This window comes from Brevibacillus sp. JB24b, assembly GCF_051713385.1.
Taxonomy (GTDB): Bacteria; Bacillota; Bacilli; order Brevibacillales; family Brevibacillaceae; genus Brevibacillus_B; species Brevibacillus_B laterosporus.
Map to the genome: position 1 here is coordinate 3,848,131 of NZ_JBNVQV010000001.1, position 17,197 is coordinate 3,865,327.

The following is a 17,197-nucleotide window of genomic DNA, read 5'->3' on the forward strand; positions in this document are numbered from 1 at the left end:
GACAAAGCCGCTCTTATTCTGCTATTCCGGTTGCACGAGTACGGAGCCCAGCCGCACAAACGTGGCTCCTTCTTCAATCGCGATCTCAAAATCTCCAGACATGCCCATTGATAATTCCCGGACAGTTATACGAGGTAGGTTACATTCTTTGAGTCGTTGTTGCCATTCGCGCAAGCCCCGAAACACATACCGAATCTCTTCGGGGTCTTCTGTTTGCGGTGCCATAGTCATTAATCCATCAACGCTTATGTGTTCCATATTACTAATTTCTTTGACAAAAGCCAAGACATCATCTGGATGTAAACCAAATTTTGTTTCCTCTTGGGAAATATTTATCTGTAAAAAGCAAGAAACGACAATTCCTAGCTTACTAGCACGTTTTTCGATTTCTTGGGCCAATGATAATCTGTCTAGGGAATGTATGTAAGTAAATCGTCCCACTACATCTTTTACCTTGTTTGTTTGTAAATGACCGATATAGTGCCAGACCGCCTTGTCTTTATACGCTTCGTATTTTGGAAGAGCATCTTGAATTCGATTTTCCCCAATGTGGGTAAGCCCAGCTGCGATGATTTCTCCTATTGCAGGCGTATCTACATATTTCGTCACAGCTACGACTTTTACCTCTTCACGCTGACGATTTGATCGCTTACAAGCTGCCGATATTTTCTGTTCAATGTCGACCATACGCTGTTCAACTGTAGCTTTTGCTACCATTCTAGTCATGTTGTTTGCTCCTTCCACCCAATAAATGAAGCCATTCTACCTGTGTTACCTTGATCTTTTCGATGCGAAAAGAACAAATCGTTGCGACAACTTGTGCAATAATGTGTCGTACTAATATGGTCGGCAAGAATCCCTGCCTCCTCAACTATCAACTGATTTAATTGGCGTAAATCTAACATACCATGACTGGTTTTGTTACTAGGCTTTACAGCTTGCTCCCATTGAGAAGTTGCTGTACGAACCTGTTGCATCACGCGCTCGTCCACTTCATAGCAACAGACCCCGATACTAGGTCCAATTGCTACATAGATATCTTCTGGATTCGACTGATAGTCCCGACGAAAGGCCTCCACCATTTCCCGTCCGATTAAGGAAACCGTCCCCTTCCACCCTGCATGAGCCAGTCCTATTGCTTTGCGGAATGGATCAAGAAAAAAGAGGGGAACACAATCAGCATAAAAGGAAGTTAAAAAGACACCTTGCTCAGTGGTATACAATCCATCTGTATTTGCAATGACACTCTCTAAACTATCTCTGCCGGCTCCAATCTGGCCGGCAGAAATTTTGGTTACTTTATTGCCATGTATCTGATCAGCACAGGTCCAAGTATCAAACAAAAATCCTTGATGATCAGCAAGTTCTTGGCGATTTTTAATTACATGGTTAGGGTTATCTCCCACATGTAATCCCAAATTACACATTTGCGGGCGATCTGTACTCTCCATCCCCCACCTTGTCGTAAATCCTGCTGTTAGTCCAGGATAAGCAGACTCCCATTTCTTCAGATGTAGAGTGCGGGTCGTATTGTTTAACTGAAATGGCTCCATGTATCTGCTCTCCTCTCGTATCCAATACCCTTTCTAATATCTTACTGGTTTTGTAGCGGTCAGGGCAAGTAAATCACCCGGATTTTTGCGATATCTGTTGTCCTTTTTGTCAATTTTTAAGAAAGCTCCTCATCTGCACGCTTGGACTCCAGTCTAATTGGTTCCTCTAAACGTACCAATACAACATCCTTTCCAATCTTAACAATATTTCGCCAAGGAATAACATGCTCATTTGAACCTGCAAATAACCCAAAAAAACGGCCTTCACCTGGGACGACAATCGCTTCGACACGTCCTGCTTTTAAGTCGATTTCCAAATCAGAAATTTGTCCTAAACGCTTTCCATCTATAATGTTGACGACCTCTTTGATTTGAAATTCCGAAATTTTCACCATGAGAGTTCACCACTCTTTCTTTTCAACTACTCGCCTACAAGCCTTCGTTACTATGTATATGTGTCTTACATTTTAAAAAGTAGTTCCATTAAAAATAGCCTTGTTCAAGCAACATATCATCGCTTGAACAAGGCATGGGTATAAAGCCTGCTATAATTTTTGCCAATGGGAAATGGCCTTTGGTGCATTCAGTCATTTTGTGCTGTATTAGCTACGATTGAACATGCTTTTGCATATGGGAAATCGCCGCTTTTTCCAACCTAGAGACCTGTGCTTGTGATATCCCGATTTCCTCTGCTACTTCCATCTGGGTCTTCCCTTCATAGAAGCGCATGGACAGAATCATTTTTTCCCGATCCCCTAGACGTTGCATACCTTCACGAAGAGCAATCTCCTCGACCCAGAAGATATCTTTGTTTTTTTCATCGCTAATCTGATCCATTACAAAGATAGGATCTCCACCGTCCTGATAGATCGGCTCAAATAAAGAAACGGGGTCCTGAATCGCATCGAGAGCAAACACAACATCTTCTTTCGAAACATTTAAAGCACTAGAAATTTCCATGATGGTGGGCTCACGTGAGTGCTTATTCGTTAGACTGTCGCGTACTTGCAACGCTTTATAAGCAATATCTCGCAAGGAACGTGATACGCGAATCGGATTGTTATCGCGCAGGTATCGTCTGATTTCTCCAATGATCATGGGAACCGCATATGTCGAAAACTTAACGTTCTGCCCAAGATCAAAATTGTCAATCGCTTTCATCAAACCGATACAACCCACCTGAAACAGATCGTCTACATATTCTCCACGATTATTAAACCGTTGAATAACACTTAACACCAGACGTAGGTTCCCATTCACCAACTTTTCTCTGGCAGAGTGCTCACCGCTCTGTAATCGTTCAAAGAGCTCCCGCATTTCTTTGTTGTTTAATACCGGAAGCTTTGAAGTGTCTACTCCACAAATCTCAACCTTGTTGCGTGACACACCATTCCCTCCTCAGAGAAAAAAAGTCCCTATCCGTATGTACTCTGCCTTATTGCCCTCTCCCCGCAGCATTCGAGGGAGGAGAGGCAAATGATCCCATTTCATAAAACAGGGTGGCAGGGAAAATGGTTTCGTAATAACCACTTTCTGGTATGGATAGGAACAGTATTTCCAGAGGTTCATAAATTATGCGTCATACCATTTTGTTAAATTCTTTTCGTAGTCGTTTAATTATTCGCTTTTCTAAACGCGAGATGTAGGATTGTGAGATACCTAATAGATCAGCTACATCCTTTTGCGTCTTCTCCTCTTCTCCAGCTAAGCCAAAGCGTAATTCCATAATCACGCGCTCTCGGTCAGAGAGCTTGTCGAGCGCTTTATGCAATAGCTTTCGATCAACCTGGTCCTCAATATTTTTGTAAATCGTGTCATTTTCCGTACCCAATACATCAGAAAGTAGTAGCTCATTTCCATCCCAATCAATATTTAATGGTTCATCAAATGATACCTCTGAACGTATCTTATTATTACGGCGCAAATACATCAGAATTTCGTTCTCGATACAACGGGAAGCATAGGTAGCCAGCTTGATGTTTTTTTCAGGATCAAAAGTATTCACTGCTTTAATTAAACCAATCGTTCCAATACTAACTAAATCCTCAATGTTAATACCTGTATTTTCAAATTTTCGGGCAATATAGACAACAAGACGTAGATTGCGTTCAATTAACATACTTCGAACGGCCCCATCACCGGATGGAAGGCGAGTGAGCAAGATTTCTTCTTCTTCGCGTGTTAGGGGCGGGGGAAGCGCTTCACTGCCACCTATGTAATAGATTTCTTCTGCTTTCACTCCAATTTTTAGCAAGATGCGATACCACATTAGTTGGACATATAGACGAATTTTTACGTACATGCTAGCCCTCCTGTTCTAATGATGATGTATGAACTACTTGTATCTTGTTAGCTGGTTGAACTGGTTCGGTTTCATTGATGACTTCATTTATTTCTTCTCGTTGGATTAATGCAGGATGCACAATCGATTCATATCTGCCGTCTGCTGATAACGCAATCGGGTTTAATCCAATTAATACGCGTTCTGTAACGAGGCGTAGCCCATTGTGTATCACCGTCACTTGCTCTGGACGAATGGCTACCATGAAATCCATTCCTCTAGAAACACTCCGAAACGGTACGAGACGTAATTGTCCTTGCCACTCCAGCGGAAGTTCATCCATCGTTTTCTCCAGTCGCTGAAGCTTTTCTCCCTCCTCTCTAGCTACTTCTAAAATAGGTAATGGCAAAACCTGTTCAAATAATCTACACTCCATAACCATGACTGGGATACGCGTTATTGGTTCATGTAATTGGTTGCCCGTATCTACCAATCCGCGGCACAAGATCATTTGATTGGAGATTTTCACCTCTACCTCCACTAAAAATGCTTCTATTTTTCTTGGTTCCTGGATTGACTGATAGCTTTTCCTGCTTAACAGAAATACTAGTACAATCCCTAGACACACGATGAGTAACGTTGGCTTTGTTCCTACTCCAAAACTATCGTTATGAGTGACCACTATGCCTTGAATGATTTCATTTTGACTTGTAGTCAATAGAGTAAGGGCATATACCCCCCCACCAAAAACAAATGAAATAAAATAAAAAATAGCCAGATGATGTAAAAAATGTGTAATTCGCTTAAATCCAAATGCAATCCATAAAATAAATAGAGAGAAAAGTAGCTTTGTAAACCACGCATATATTCCTGAAAAAAATGGAAAAAAGTAAAAGGCCACATAACAGCTACCTACTGCTGATGCAAGTAATAATCTCCACCAAACAATTCGTTCTTTTCGAAAAAAAGCGGTAAACCATAATAATAAGGCATCAATTACAAAGTTCAGGAGTAGAATGATATCCAGATAGACGACCATATACTGTCTTCACCTCCGTCTGGCAAAAACAGTATATCTCAATGTATATGTAAAGTCTGTCAAAACTTGACCGCGTTTTTTCCCTTTTTTTGTTGAAAAACAAGGTAACGGTAGGAAAAAATTCAGATAAAAAAGCAGTCCTCCTCATTATTTTTGGAAAGACTGCTTTTTTATCTGAAGCGCTTAATTCCTTTCGTACTTACTCTGATAACATGGTCACTTCTAGTAAACTCATTTGCTTATAGCAGAATTGTGTTGCATGAAGAGACGAACACCAGAGGTCCCACCAGCCTCCTAATAGAGACGTTGATAATGTTAACGACAGCATAGAAAGAATATTCCAAACCTCAGAAGGGGACTCTTTACCCTCACATTCCTCTCTCATATTCGTCCATAGTGCTTGTCCTCGCCAGTTTGCATGCTTCGGTGGTAAATCGTCATCCCCCCACAAGCTCCCATTGAACAAAAACCTACCTGTATCAGGATCAACGTAGAACTTAATGAGTCCATTTGAATACGGCGCCCATTCAGGTGTATCGAAGTTCTCTGCCCAAGCAAGTCCGTTATGTTTAGAATTAAAAACAACTTGAGATAATTTTCTACTTGTTTTTCCATTTGAGAGCTGCACGGATAGCTCTTGATTGTTTAATTTTACATGTAGTGTAAGTGGTGAAGGTCTAAAGGTTCTGTCGTCATCTAAAAAAGTACCCCTATATACTCCAAGCCAGGCTTCCGGTGTCGAAGCTACTTCCTGAGAAGTCCAGCTATGGGAGGCGTTGTTTTGCCGCAGTATGCCTTGGAAAATACGTGAGGTACTCTCTGAATACTGGAAAACAACTTCGAAGGAGGTTTCTTCATCAACCATCGCCTGTAACACATTATTTTGAAAAGTATAGTGCTGAACCTTAGTTTTTCCCAATAGAATTTCAAACGATCCTGTCTCATTTTCCTCAGCAATATGTAAAGTAGGGCCTATCATGTCATCTATAGCAGTAGCGTAACTCCCTCTCCACAGTTGGATTGCTTTAGGAACATATTGACCACGAATATTAGGACTGCTTGATTGTGCACGTCCTTCTTCCCATACAAAACCTGACACGACATATGAGTAGGTGAGTGGATCGAGACGAACATGTAGTTGTCCACTATTATACTCCCCACCCGCTCCCTCCCAAGTAAGGACGTTATCTGTTTGGGTAAAGGCATGGATTCGAGTTCTACCAATCCTTAATATATTGCTATCATAGTAAAGTCCTCTGCATGAACTCCAAGTACCGTCTTGAAACAGTTGAATCAAATATTGTCCATACACTAGCTCATTACCATTAACAGCATTTTGCAAAAACTCTTGGGTTGGGGATATTTCAACTCCTTCAACGTTATTTTCAAATACCTGTCTATCTGAATTCCAAATTTCGCCTCTGAATGACCTTGTAAATTTTTTACTTTTAGTAGGTTTTGGCATAGAAAGAGTGATAACGGCATTATAAGGGTTTCCATCTTCTGTAGAGAAGGACAATGTTGAATTCGCAAAGGTAAATTTCCGAATCCTAGTATTATTTAGATATATCTTACTGTCACTATTATGCTGAGAATCACTTATTATGGTTAGAACCATGTCAGCCTGTTTACTGAAATAGACACCTACCCAAGGTAATAATAGTGTAGTAGCTACATTAGATAACGCCACATCAACATCTTTCATATTTGTCTGATACCCTCTAGCTACCAGCCATTGATTCATTATCTTTTCACCCTCAGTTTTCTCCCTATTGCTAAGTAAGATAACACTATATGCCTTGCGCAGTTCAGGGTTTAAAAGAAGGTCAACTATAAAATGTTCGCTAGGAGCCAATGGGGTCTGTGATCCCTTGACTGCACACATTATCGATGCATGATTTCTGCTCGATAAAAGCCTTTGCTCCCATGCATTTAAACCAGGAAAGACATCCTTTGAAACAGATGTAACAGGATCTTGAAGAAAGAGCTCTTGTAAGTCTACATTTTGACCAGCTTGTAAAATAAATTCAGCTGCGCGCGTCTCCTCCTGAACCTGATAATCAGGTGGAACACGAAAGTCTGCTAATTCTCTAATCGCTTGTAGCTCACGCTCTCCATATGCATCAATTTCTTTTGTGGTAGGGTACATCCACGGTTTGCTATCTGGTTTGGCCATACCCAATTGTATTGCTATTTCTAAATTGCATTCGGTAGCATCCTTTGGCGCTAGATAGAAAGTAGACATGCTCTGAACTTTTGCTTGTATGTCTGGATACAGTAGCTCTCGTAATGTAAAATTTTGAATCAGTGGAGCAAGAGTAGGAAAAGAAGCGGCAACGTAATGTGTAATTGAATAGTCCTCTCCATATACATTTTGTAAGAACCTGATGAAAATATTAAAGTTTTTATTGATAAATCCCCTTCGTCTGAAATCATAAATTCCAATTAGCCCAACCTGCCACAAGATAACATGCTGAGTCGTATCAGGTTTTTTACCACGAAGAAGCATGTCAGTTGCCTCCATTGTCTGCATGCCTGGGTAACTGGGATCAACCCCCAAATCTGCACAGAGACAGTCCAAAGCAGATATTCCTGGTTTCATTACCGCACGATGTCCTTCTCGACGAGCAATCATAATTGCACGGTGAGTGGATAGTGCGAAAATGCCTGGATGACCATAAAATATGCCAACAACTGTCCTACCTTGGCGGACGTCATACAGCATCGCTTCTGTCATTTGCATATACGTGTTGTAGCGCGGTTTATTATCATTGTAAAGAGTAGAGAGGTCATAAGCATCAGGACGCAGTTTGTTTATCCACACTTCTGTAACAGGGTCAGTGACAACATAAAATACGGAATCTGCTCTACGAATGTACATTTCTGCATCCATTGTAAATCCAACAGATGCAATTCCCGCACCAAGTATAATCAAATCTCCTCTCTTACTGTCTTGCTTTTTCTCAGAAGGTACTTGGTTGTTCAAGGAACCTACTGTTTTTGTAATTTTGTACATAAATTGCTCAAACTGATCCCTTTTCTTTTTACTTGTTTGGATCGTATCATTCCCCACCTTATTTTCCTCCTCTACATAAAAACGTTAAACTCCTCGCAACATTTGAAGTGGTTTACTAGCAAGCGATTGTAGTGAGGCCACGAATGTCACTATAGCTGTTGTCAGCATAGACAATAAGATTCCTAAACCAACCCAAGTAAGACTTAAATCTATGTTTCCCTTCACAAACAAACCTAGCGCGAGAAGAGCAAATACTAATCCGAATATGGATCCAATGGCACCTGCAATGAAGGAGAGAATTAAGTTTTCGGCTAAAATAGAACGTAATAGGCGATTGGTAGACATTCCAATGGTTTTAAGAATAGCTACGTCTCGATTTTTTTGTAATAGGGAAATGACCACTTGGTTTCCAATCATAAGTACTGCAGTTAAGAATGAGAAGAAAGCGATTGCCGTAAAAAAAGTACTCTGAGTGTTAAGTGTCTTTTGCAAGCTTTCAACTATTGTACTGTTTACCGAATAGGCAATAGCTGAGGAAGGCAGTTTTTGGTTAAGTGTCGCTAAAGTCTCTTGAAAATGCTTAGGAGAAGCCTCAACATAGTAAAGTAAGCGGGTCGGATTTCCATAAGTCTCTAATATACTAGATGGAATACGAATATCCACGGTTTTAACAACTCCAGACTCAAAAAAACCCACTATTTCAAGTGAAATGCTCTTGTCGTTAACTCTTACTTCTATACGATCCCCGACTTGAAGTCCCAGATCCTTCTGATAATCCTCTAATAAAACGGCGGCTCCCTCATCAACTTCATTCGCTTTCAAATCACGGCCTATTTTGATTTTATAGGGCTTTTCATTTGTTTCTGAATCTATACCTTGGATAGAGACCGTGGTGGAGTTCAAATAACTTACCTTCCTTTTAGAAGTGACCGCTTGGAATACCTCGGTTGCCTCCTTACCCTTGATACGACTAAAAGTACCCTTGATTTCGTAGCCTTTTACAAACCGTGTTATGTCTGTCATATTTTGTAGTTGTTGATCAACCTCTCGTTCGTCTACAACTGCTGAAGAAAGAACAATGTTACCTTTTAATTGCGTTTCCATTTGTCGTTCTACGGAATGAATTAAATTATCGGTAAATAACTGACTAGCGACCACAGACAGAACCCCCACAGACAATGTAACTGTAAGTAAGGCATTTTTTTTGTAATCTGTCGCAAGATTATGGAGTGGTAAATACCAACTAATAGGAACCGAACTTTTGCATAAGCCTAAGAGTCTAAATAACAATCCATAGGCAAAGAGGATAAGCTTCATAAACAGTAAAATGAAGAGTAGGATCAACATAGAGAGTACAAATGAAGCAATCCACTTGAAAACCACTGAATCTTGGCTACTAGCGAGAAGCGTTTCATGCAAATAAATGCCCACCTCTAAACAAATGATGAAAAACAGCCGTCGTACAACTTTAAAGGGTAATTTGTTTCTCTTGCTCACAATAGCCCCATCCCTTAATAATTCCATAGGCGAAATCTGGACAGCTGCATAAACGGGGGACCATGCAGAAATGAGAGCCACACTTATTCCCACAACAAGCGAAAATATTACAGACTGAGTTGACAAATGCCATACCATTGGAATCGAAAGCATGTTAGCAATGTACATTGTTATTCCCATTCCGATTAAGCAGCCCACCAGAATCCCCACTACTGTGCCTACCAGTCCCAACAAAGCTGACTCAAACAAGAAATAGCGACTTATCTTTCGAATAGTCAAACCAACCGATTTCATAATGGCTATGTCACGAAGACGTGAAGCCATCAATATTTTCATCGTGTTAAAAATTGTAATTCCAGCTATAGCGATAGCTAAAAGCGAAAACATTTGTAAGATTAACAAGGTACCCTTTGAGCCTTCCAAGACTTGTACCTTTTTATCATTGATGTCCGTTACTTGAGAACCACTCATGTTATGCTGGATCTTTTCTTTCACCGAACTAGACGTGATTGGATCGTTCAATTGGATAAATGTTTCGTTAACCGTTCCAGTTGAAGCTCTAAAAAGCTCTAGACTTTTAGAGTACGACATATATGCAACTCCCCAAAAGTCACTATCCGTATAGGATTCTTTTACACCATTTACTAAACCTTTAACTCGGAAAGTGTCCAAAGAGCCATTCTGATTATTTACAAATGAAACAGTGCTACCAACTCTCACTTGCAATCGATCTGCTGCCTGTTGAGATAGAAGCACCTCTGTATCATTTAATCCACGAAGATCTGTAAATTTATCTTTCCCGTAAAATGGATATACTTCTGGATCAACCCCTTTAATAACAATATTTGAGGTCTTTTTTTCTGAAGTAATCACTGACAATGAAACGAAAGCACCTGTCAGCGCTTGCCAATCTGACTTTGGGACTATTTGCTGCATATGTTGTATGGTTGTCGGTTTAAGATAGGATTGAACTGCTATATCGGCTCCAAGTAATTGTTTGGCCGATTGATTAACTGATTGAGGTACTAACTCTGTCAAAGTCGACATGCAGAAGAAGCTGACCATCCCGACAGCGATAGTCATTAAAGTGAACAAAGAGCGTAGCGGACTTCTATATATGCTACGATAGGCAGATTTAAAAATCATTTGCTCACTTCCTTTTTGGTAAATTAACAATTTCTTGATCAATCATGCCATCAGATAGATGGATCACTCTATCGGAAAGGCTAGCTACATTTGGATCATGTGTGGCTAAAATAAAGGCCATGTTTAAACGATCTCGTAAGGAAAAAATCAAATCTAATATCATTTTTCCAGTTTTTTGATCTAGGTTGCCAGTTGGTTCGTCAGCTATGACAACCAAAGGATTGTTTGCCAGAGCGCGTGCTAGAGCAACTCGTTGTTGTTGCCCTCCTGATAACTGCGTTGACAAATGATTAATCCTATCCTTCATACCAACTAACACAAGCAGTTCCTTAGCACGTTGTTGCATTTGCCTTCGATCCATACCCTCTATAGACATCATCGGTAACATGACATTTTCTAAAGCACTCATAGTAGAAATTAAATTGTAAGACTGAAAGACAAAACCAATTTTATTAGCCCTATAACTAGCCAAGTCCGTTTCTTCCAGTATCGTCACATCCTGATTTTCAATGAATAATTGCCCCTGTGAGGGAACATCCAACGTCCCTAGAATTCCTAGCAGGGTCGACTTCCCACTTCCGCTCGGTCCCATAATGCTAACCACTTCTCCAGATAGAAACTGAGTATTAATTCCTTTCAGAACTTTTATCTTACCTGCCTCCGTTTCATATTCTTTAACAATGTTACGAACTCGGATGATTGGTTTCACTATTGCGACACCCACCCTTTAACCCCCTTCTATTCCTTTTTTTTACTGTTACTTTGATCTTACTACATAATAATACAAGCGTTCTCAGAAATATCACTCCCAAAATTAACACGATACCTCTAGAATTTTCCCAGCTTAAGGAATCAGCAATGAAAACTGTTCTAATTAAGCCCCCCAATACAATCGTCAAGACAAAAAAAATCGCTATCGTATACAGCACTGCATATAACAAGAAAATTCGTTGCATCCTGCTCGTCATGGCCACTAAAACATCTTTATATTTCATTTGAAACTCATCTTTACCAAGGATATATCCTTTAAAATAATAAATAACCATTTTTTTCACTCTCGGATGGAGATTTGCAATGCCCATTATATCTGTCAAAATCCAGAAACCATCATACCTAAGCAATGGATTCAAATTTAAAAGCACATTTGTCAGAATCATTACATTTGCAATTGCTATTGCCTGATAATTGGTTAAGAGCAACAAGACTTCAAGTATGCCAAAGCAAATTAATTGAAAGTAGACCCCTGCTACATTCACAACGACTCTGTAAGATCGAGGTATTTGCCACAATTCACTTAGGTCAACAAAAAAGGCTGGCATCAGCATATATAGTCCTACTCCTACATCACGAGGAACAATACCATACCGAAAAGCTGCTACTATATGTCCAAGCTCATGTAAAAATAAAGAAATAATAAATAAGACGAATGCTACTACAACCTGATTCACTGATCCCAAGTGAGAAACAAGCTGAAATTCTTGAAAGTGATACATAAACAATGCTATAGCAATCGAAATCCCTAGGAATGATACAATAGTTCCCGTTTTACCAAATAAAAAATAAAAAGGTATCACAGCGCGTTTTAAACGCACTCCTTTAAAGAGAGGCGTACGAAACATAATCGCCGATTCATGCTTAGCTTTAACCGTATGATGTACAAGTACACCCTTGGGCTTTAGCTGACTTTCAATGAGTATCTCTAATTCCTGTGGTGAAATGATTAGGTTCATCTCTTGCTTAACACGTTCACAAATATACTCAATAGTATGGGTGCCATTCAAATAGGCAAGTAACTCTTTCATTCTCACCGTTACTTTTAGTTGAAATTGATTTTCAAAAGCTAAGATGTACCTCTCCCCTTCTTCTGCTACATCCATCTGAATTGTTTTATACGGAATCAATTTTGGAAGTTCCATCCTTGTCCCCCCATTGTTCCTTCTAACTATTAAGAATCTAAACTCCGCAAAAATATTTGCGGAGTTTTTCGTACAAGAGAGAATTAAATTGCCATTGATGGTAATTTATTGGCCACCGACAAAATATATTATTCCTTTAAATCTTGAAGCAACAATCTATACACCAAGTAATTTGAGGACTAATAATATTCGCAGATGCCATTTCATCACGGTTTTCAAGGTCTTCCATCTCAGAAGTTAAGTTAGTCCACAGATTCTCGTTTTCGTTAATAGAACGTACTTTGTAAGACATAATTACTACCTCCCATAATCATTATTTGTTATTTTAATTAGTATGAGAGGTGGTGCACTCACCAATCACACTAAATAAAATCAATTATTAAGGGGTGATACAGGTAGAAACTTATCTTCGTTTAACTTGATGTAGGTGGAAACTGTCTGATGGGAGAAGTTACAATATGGTTTATTAACAGCACCATTTCTCATCAGGTTAGAATAAGCACAACCGCCTCCACAGAACATAGAGATACTACAGGAGCTACATTGTTGTGAAGTAGTGAAATCTTGATTCCACATATTGTGCTTGTCTGAATTCATCTTGAAACTTGGATAAAAGCTACCTACTGCTAATTCCCTGCGTCCAACAGTCTCTGGACAGGCGTATATAAGCCCTTCTGAACCGAAAGTATAATAGCGATGATCGCGAGCACTACATTGTTTGAATATAGGAATGGAGGAAGGAATAGAGGCGCTACAGGAATCACAAGGATTATTTGACCAGCCTTTTGCTTTTAGAGCTTGACGTATTCTAGAAGTTCTCATCCGCAGGTCTGTACCAAGGGTGGCGTTAAATTTATCCATAAACGATTCTAACTCTCCGAATTGTTCCTGTAGAGCGATGAGTAGATGATGTTCGGGCATATGATTAGGAAGGTTTTCTGCATAATGATCGTAGACCGGTGAAATTTGCCAAGCAAACAAGCTATGATCATGCCAGCCACGTTGCTCAACTAATTCGGCTAATTCATATAGATAGGGGACATTATCCTTGTTGACATTTGTACGAAGGGCAATCTTGAATCCATGTGAGAGTGCCAAGTCAATGTTAGAAACAATCCTCTCAAAGGTTCCTTGGCCACCAGCTGTCATTCTTCTTTGATCATGGATACGCTTGGGTCCATCAATTGATATTTGAAAAAAATCCCACATCTCCTTATATTGATGAAAAAAATGTAAATACTCATGTAAGAAAGTACCGTTTGTAATTGCATAAGCACGGAACCCGTATTCTTCAATACCACGATGTACTACTTCATGCACAGTCTTCTTTGAGGTAGGAAGTAATGGTTCGCCACCATATAATAGCATGGTGTGCTGAGCATTCTGAAACCTCCCCCTCGTCTGTTCAGAATCGAGGATACGGTCAACAGCAAAAAACATGCTATCTATTTCATCTTTTGAAAGCGAATGATTGATTTTGTGAATATCATGACCTTGGAAGCAATAAGGACATCGCAAATTGCACATGTACGTAATGCAAACACTAAATACAACACCTAATGAAGAGGCTTGTAACTGCGCATTCATTTCATCCCTAAGCTTAATCAATTTCTCCCATTCTTGCTCCCTACTATCAAATAGATATCCACGCTTATATAAGTAAGATATAAGATTGTCTAGCTCTTCATTAGAATCACGTAATGTTTTTGATTTTATCTGATCTAGTACTTCTTTTACATCTGCCTCAATTGTATCAATTGCTCCACTTAAAGAATTGACGATAACATAGCTTCCATTTGAAAGCTTATGAAATGAATTATACGTACTATAAAACATGCCTATCCTCCCTCTATACTCAAAGGATTTCTACTTAATCTTATAATTAAATAGTGGTGAGTTCATTTCGAATGGAGTCAAGATATGATAGAACTTGTTTCCCTGCATGCGTGCAATTCGGTTGATCTAAATTTCCATGAACCACCAATGCTTCAGCGGCGCATCCTCCTCCACAAATTGGTGCTGAAGAGCAACTACGGCATTGTGGTATCGTAAGTGAATTAAATTGTTTCCACTTCTCCCATTTCCATTCATTTAGGTGAAAATCGGGATAAAAATCACCAATCTTAAATGCAGCACGTCCAATCAAATCTGCACAAGCATACATGTGATTATCAGGACCAAAAGAAATGCTCCTACCTTGTACAGATTCACAAAACACGATGTTTGGCAGAAATGGAATTGCTTTTTTTTGTAATTCGGGATCTAATTGTGATACAGAATAGATGTATCGATACAAATCGGAGCCAACTACAATTTTCTGTTGAGCCTCCAATTCCTCAAGATTGGAAATGTCATTATGCAAATGTCTCAGGATCTCAATTCCTTGCATAAGGTTGTCCCCTGTACTTTGGCATGTATGATCTGTCACGGGTGCAAAATGTATCGTAAAACCATCTCTACCTAATAATTCTTTTCTTTTATAATGCTCTATCAAACTGAAAACAGAGTCTATGTTTGTCTTGTCGATGTTAACACGGACTGTAGTTGATATTCCGCGATTTAGTACATCTAAAATACTATTATCAATTTTTTGAAAGGTACCTTTTCCTCCTACAAGAATTCGTCTCTGATCATGAACATGCTCTGGCCCATCTACTGTGATCGTTAAGTGAAGTCGATCCTTATATTTTTCCAAGAGCTCTACAAAAAGTGGCAAATGATATCCATTTGTATTACAGCCTATTTTAAAATCTAGTTCAACAGCTTTTTCACAAATTTTGCGCACAATTCCATCTGTAAATGGCAATAATGGCTCGCCACCAAAGAGATTAATTATACCTTTTTTCAAACCACTCTCTTGGTGAAAGAAATCAATGGCTTTCCAGATTTCCTGTAGTTGTTCATCGGTTAGGAGAGACATTTTCTCATGAAGGTCATGACTTTCAAAACAATATGGGCAACGAAAATTACAAGTATAAGTTGGGCAAATTACATACTGCATGACCTCTGTTTTTCTGGCAAACATCATTGCTTGCTCAAGAATCTCGTCCTCTTCTTGCTCTGAATGATAAATATACCCTCGTTTTTTAAGATAGGAAACAGCTTCCATTTGTTCTGCTGTCAATTTATGTTCATCCATATGGGGAAGCTGGCGGAGCAACAGGTGCAATTCATTAGGAATAATATCAATGGCACCGTTCAACGTATTTATGAGTAGTGTTTCTTCCTTAAGTGGGTACTCTAAACGATAACGATTAGTGTGCATACCCTTTTATTATCTCTCCTTTCAAACAAACATATTTATGCTAATATACCAAAATAAGTAAAATAAGTCCAATGTATTAAATATTCTCTAACATTAAATCTTTTAATTGAATATGCAATAAATAAAATAACAAAAAACCTTGCTCTCTTTACAGAAAACAAGGTTTTTCTATGTTTGTTAGATGTGAATGAAGATGATTCTTCCTCCACTCTATTTTATCCGATTTATTATTTCTTACGACGACGATTGCGCAAGAATGCCGGGATGTCTAGATTATCCAGATTGCTTAGATTAATAGACTTGTCTTCTTCCATTTCACGTGAACGTGACGGAGCGGATGTTTGTTGCGGTGCTGTGCTACGAGTAGCTTGTTGTTGTAGTTCAGCCTGTGGGCGACGTGTTGCCGTCGGAACATGGCGTTGGTTATCAGCAAAACCAGTTGCAATAACTGTTACAAGAATTTCATTTTTTAGATCTTCGTTAATAACCGCACCGAAAATCATATTTACTTCTGGATCAGCTGCAGAGGAAACGATATCAGCTGCTTCATTTACCTCATACAAGCTCAGGCTATTACCACCTGTAATATTCATTAATACACCACGAGCTCCATCAATAGAAGTTTCTAGTAATGGACTGGAGATTGCTTTACGAGCGGCTTCTGCTGCACGATTTTCTCCACTAGCTACACCAATACCCATAAGAGCAGATCCGCGTTCAGTCATAATTGTTTTGACATCAGCAAAGTCAAGGTTAATCAAACCAGGGGTTGCGATCAAATCAGAGATACCCTGTACACCTTGACTTAGTACATTATCAGCTGTTCGGAAAGCTTCTAGCATAGGCGTATTTTTATCAACGATTTCAAGTAGACGATCATTTGGAATAACAATGAGTGTATCTACTTTTTCTTTTAAAGCAGCAATACCTGCTTCGGCTTGCAAAGAGCGTTTACGGCCTTCAAAAGAGAACGGTCTTGTTACTACACCAACTGTTAGGGCGCCTAATTCTTTAGCAATTTCAGCAATCACAGGAGCTGCACCAGTACCAGTACCTCCACCCATTCCTGCCGTAACAAATACCATATCAGACCCGCGCAGTGCATTCTCAACCAATTCGCGGCTTTCTTCTGCTGCTTTCTTACCTACATCAGGGTTCGCACCGGCACCAAGACCACGTGTCAACTTTTCCCCAATTTGTAGCTTGATATCAGCGTTAGACAGGTGTAGCGCCTGGGCATCAGTATTCACCGTAATGAATTCAACACCTTTTACACCGCCTGCAATCATTCGGTTTACAGCATTGCTGCCACCGCCGCCACAACCAATAACCTTGATTTGCGCTAATTGTTCCATATCCAAGTCAAATTCGAGCATCTTGAAAGTTCCTCCTCATTCATTCATACACGCTTTTCTCAATTTTGTTAAAAACCCGTTGTTGTAGGACGACGGGGCGAATTTTATTGAACTTCTTTATCTGTTCGG

13 protein-coding genes are annotated in these 17,197 nt (G+C 39.6%); all 13 read right to left on the bottom strand.

Annotated elements, in window-relative coordinates:
• Positions 1-21: 21 nt before the first annotated feature.
• The 13 genes from ACQV1I_RS17995 to ftsZ all read right to left on the bottom strand — a co-directional run bounded on the left by ACQV1I_RS17995 (position 22) and on the right by ftsZ (position 17,089).
• On the bottom strand, positions 22-726 hold the full coding sequence (locus ACQV1I_RS17995) for a YggS family pyridoxal phosphate-dependent enzyme (RefSeq protein ID WP_018671846.1): 705 nt from the start codon (positions 724-726) through the stop codon (positions 22-24).
• Positions 723-1,553 (bottom strand): peptidoglycan editing factor PgeF, encoded by an 831-nt coding sequence (gene pgeF, locus ACQV1I_RS18000; protein WP_116333431.1) that lies wholly within the window; start codon positions 1,551-1,553, stop codon positions 723-725. Before pgeF ends, ACQV1I_RS17995 begins: the two co-directional genes overlap by 4 nt.
• A 116-nt stretch (positions 1,554-1,669) precedes the next feature.
• The gene (locus ACQV1I_RS18005) at positions 1,670-1,948 is read right to left on the bottom strand and encodes a YlmC/YmxH family sporulation protein (protein ID WP_094699519.1); all 279 of its coding nucleotides are present in this window, start codon (positions 1,946-1,948) and stop codon (positions 1,670-1,672) included.
• A gap of 211 nt (positions 1,949-2,159) precedes the next feature.
• On the bottom strand, positions 2,160-2,939 hold the full coding sequence (gene sigG, locus ACQV1I_RS18010; protein WP_018671849.1) for an RNA polymerase sporulation sigma factor SigG: 780 nt from the start codon (positions 2,937-2,939) through the stop codon (positions 2,160-2,162).
• A 193-nt stretch (positions 2,940-3,132) separates the two neighbouring features.
• Positions 3,133-3,855, bottom strand: a complete 723-nt coding sequence (gene sigE, locus ACQV1I_RS18015) for an RNA polymerase sporulation sigma factor SigE (RefSeq protein WP_018671850.1) — start codon at positions 3,853-3,855, stop codon at positions 3,133-3,135.
• Position 3,856: 1 nt separating this feature from the next.
• Positions 3,857-4,873, bottom strand: a complete 1,017-nt coding sequence (gene spoIIGA, locus ACQV1I_RS18020) for a sigma-E processing peptidase SpoIIGA (RefSeq protein WP_094699520.1) — start codon at positions 4,871-4,873, stop codon at positions 3,857-3,859.
• A gap of 199 nt (positions 4,874-5,072) precedes the next feature.
• Positions 5,073-7,946 carry an SAM-dependent methyltransferase gene (locus ACQV1I_RS18025; RefSeq protein ID WP_116333432.1) on the bottom strand — a complete coding sequence of 958 codons (2,874 nt, stop codon included), beginning with the start codon at positions 7,944-7,946 and terminating at the stop codon, positions 5,073-5,075.
• Between the two features lie 27 nt (positions 7,947-7,973).
• Positions 7,974-10,532: an ABC transporter permease gene (locus ACQV1I_RS18030; protein WP_116333433.1), complete on the bottom strand. Its 2,559-nt coding sequence runs from the start codon at positions 10,530-10,532 to the stop codon at positions 7,974-7,976.
• A gap of 4 nt (positions 10,533-10,536) precedes the next feature.
• The gene (locus tag ACQV1I_RS18035; protein ID WP_236645710.1) at positions 10,537-11,256 is read right to left on the bottom strand and encodes an ABC transporter ATP-binding protein; all 720 of its coding nucleotides are present in this window, start codon (positions 11,254-11,256) and stop codon (positions 10,537-10,539) included.
• Positions 11,216-12,448, bottom strand: coding sequence for a peptidase (locus ACQV1I_RS18040; protein ID WP_116333434.1), 1,233 nt, complete (start codon positions 12,446-12,448; stop codon positions 11,216-11,218). Before ACQV1I_RS18040 ends, ACQV1I_RS18035 begins: the two co-directional genes overlap by 41 nt.
• 372 nt (positions 12,449-12,820) lie before the next feature.
• Positions 12,821-14,284, bottom strand: coding sequence for a radical SAM/SPASM domain-containing protein (locus ACQV1I_RS18045; protein WP_116333435.1), 1,464 nt, complete (start codon positions 14,282-14,284; stop codon positions 12,821-12,823).
• Between the two features lie 46 nt (positions 14,285-14,330).
• Positions 14,331-15,713, bottom strand: a complete 1,383-nt coding sequence (locus ACQV1I_RS18050) for a radical SAM/SPASM domain-containing protein (RefSeq protein WP_094699525.1) — start codon at positions 15,711-15,713, stop codon at positions 14,331-14,333.
• Positions 15,714-15,940: 227 nt separating this feature from the next.
• Positions 15,941-17,089, bottom strand: coding sequence for a cell division protein FtsZ (gene ftsZ, locus ACQV1I_RS18055; RefSeq protein ID WP_116333436.1), 1,149 nt, complete (start codon positions 17,087-17,089; stop codon positions 15,941-15,943).
• Positions 17,090-17,197 lie beyond the last annotated feature (108 nt).